The 2,329-nt window shown below is 34.2% G+C and carries 3 protein-coding genes; all 3 read left to right on the top strand.

Going from position 1 to position 2,329, the window contains the following annotated elements:
* The first annotated feature begins 362 nt into the window (after positions 1–362).
* Positions 363–572 (top strand): hypothetical protein, encoded by a 210-nt coding sequence (locus tag ACQKN4_RS24855; protein WP_139376954.1) that lies wholly within the window; start codon positions 363–365, stop codon positions 570–572.
* On the top strand, positions 565–1,224 hold the full coding sequence (locus tag ACQKN4_RS24850) for an AroM family protein (protein WP_427485158.1): 660 nt from the start codon (positions 565–567) through the stop codon (positions 1,222–1,224). The genes ACQKN4_RS24855 and ACQKN4_RS24850 overlap by 8 nt, the downstream gene beginning before the upstream one ends.
* Positions 1,225–1,670: 446 nt before the next feature.
* Positions 1,671–2,270 (top strand): YpjP family protein, encoded by a 600-nt coding sequence (locus ACQKN4_RS24845; RefSeq protein ID WP_427485157.1) that lies wholly within the window; start codon positions 1,671–1,673, stop codon positions 2,268–2,270.
* Positions 2,271–2,329 lie beyond the last annotated feature (59 nt).

The raw sequence follows: 2,329 nt of genomic DNA, 5'->3' as shown, positions 1-2,329 counted from the left end.
AAGGCCGAAATCGTGGATAAGACAGCCAAAATGATGGATAGAATCATCGAACAAATATATTGAAGTGCCTTCAGAAGTAGACAGACTATGTCTACTCTTTTTTTATGAAATGAATTCCCAAATGTCATATCTGTTGTAGTTCTTTTTGATTATTTATTCTAAAAAATGTTCCAATAAATATGAACTTGTGTAACAATGTTTATTAATATTTTTGATCCAAATATATTTATAGTTTATTTTTCGATATTGGAATAGTGCAAATGTTACAACGGAATTGCTATCAATGAGTATTTATTTGTAATGTGTTAATTTCTCGTATTTAAATTCAGAATTTTTTATTTTTTTACAAAGGTACTACCTAATTGTGGCAAGTAAAAATTATAGAAGAAAATTGTGGAGGAATAGCTATGGTGTTAAAGCAGATATTATTGATGTTATTCGATCATTTAAAATTGGAACAACTTTTTGAGGATGCAGCTAAGTTTTCCGATAAAGAAGAATGTAACCTTTTGAATAAATTAGACGGTTCAATGATATATTTTCAAACTTTAGGGGTGACTGCAAATGAATAAAGTTGGTTTTTTGACGATCGGACAATCACCTCGTTCAGATATTATACCGACATTTACAGAAATTTTTAATAAAGATATTAAAATTGTGGAAAGAGGAGCGTTGGATTCCTTAAACGAGGCGGAATTACTAACAGTTTTAGCGAGAAATGAAAAGAACACATCTATCTCTCGATTACGGGATGGCAGATCTATAATAATAGATAGAAGAAAACTATTACCATTATTACAAATGGAATTATCAAAGTTAGAACAAGAGGTGGATATGGTCGTCGTATTAAGCACAGATGATTTTTCGAAATTAACATGTGAAAAGACTATTTTTTATCCGAATCGTATCGTCACACAAATGATTAGTGCATTGGCCGATCAACCGAAGCTAGGTTTAATCATTCCACTAGAAGAACAGAGAGAGACTATGCTTGAAAAGTGGAAAGATTTTTCGGAGGATATCACGATTGCTGTTGCTTCACCATTTGATTATGGCAACTTTGAAGAGGCAGCTCGTTATCTTCGTGACTACCGAGTAGATCTGATTGTTTTGGATTGCATGGGGTACAATGAAGAGCATAGGCAGCTAGTACGGAAAGAGAGTGGTATTTTAACAATTTTACCGCGTACATTAGTAGCGGGAATTATGCTTGAATACTTATAAAGTAAGAATACGAAGGAACGTGCTAGACTGTATATAAATTTAATCGACAGCCTGTATTATCTTGTACTCTAAAATAGGTCTTAACAAAGTAGAAAAGTCCGCTAGCTCGCGGACTTTCTTCGTAAAAGTGATTTTATTAGTCCGTGAAGCATAAAGATGATAAATAACCTAACATTATTAAAAGACCAATACCCATTGCGATATCCATGTTTTGTACCTCCTTTTAAAAAAACGACACATTTATCCTGCATACTGCGAGTAAATGCCCGATTAGTATGGGGCAACAGGACGATGGTCATACAAGCGTTTTCTCAGGATGTGAAGTTTTTACTTTATACTTAAATATTGTACAATGAATTATAAAATTATGAAACCTTTTATAGGGCTTATGCGTATATATTAGTAATAGAATTACCAATTTGTACATAAAGAGAAGGTGTAAATTAATGAAGAAATGGATTCAAAAAAGTATCGTTATTATGGTTGCGTTTTTAACATTTGGATTAATTACGCCAACACATGAGATATGGGAAGCATTTGATCATAATCCATCAAATCGTGCTTCTATCGGACCGGCATCTGGGACAAGTACTGCAGAAGCGGCTGCTCTTCCGATAGAACAAACAGAAATACAGGAAGACCCGATTGACTATAATGCATTGCTTGTTGATGCGGCGAAAGAGCAATCCTATATGAAATTCGGCACAAAAATTGGTCCGAAAATTAGCAATGAGTTTGACGCTATTATCTTCCCTAAAATGGAGGAAGCCATTGCGATGACAGTAGAAGGCTTAGATGATGAATCGTTAGCATCGTTAACAATTTCAGAAAAGCCAAGTGGAAACTATGGCGAGAAAATTTTTAATATTACTAGCAATGAAACAGGTATGGATTTAATTCGCTTCCATGTCCGCACAGAAAAAAGACCGCAGGACGGTTACTATTACAACTTCCACTACCACAGTGCCGAGGACGACTTTATGGCACACAATAATTTAGGGGATATTTATTGGGAGAAAAACACACCGCCGAAATGGTTATCCTAAAAAACACGAAACACTCGTTTAAAATACGAGTGTTTTTTTATTCGAAAACATTGATATAT

Source organism: Lysinibacillus sp. NPDC093692 (assembly GCF_050280125.1).
Lineage (GTDB): Bacteria > Bacillota > Bacilli > Bacillales_A > Planococcaceae > Lysinibacillus.
Note: the sequence above shows the minus strand (reverse complement) of the source record. Positions and strands in the feature narration are given on the sequence as shown.

Coding starts and splice junctions, on each gene's coding strand:
- ACQKN4_RS24850 (WP_427485158.1), top strand. CDS start 565: ATGAATAAAGTTGGTTTTTTGACGATCGGACAATCACCTCGTTCAGAT.
- ACQKN4_RS24845 (WP_427485157.1), top strand. CDS start 1,671: ATGAAGAAATGGATTCAAAAAAGTATCGTTATTATGGTTGCGTTTTTA.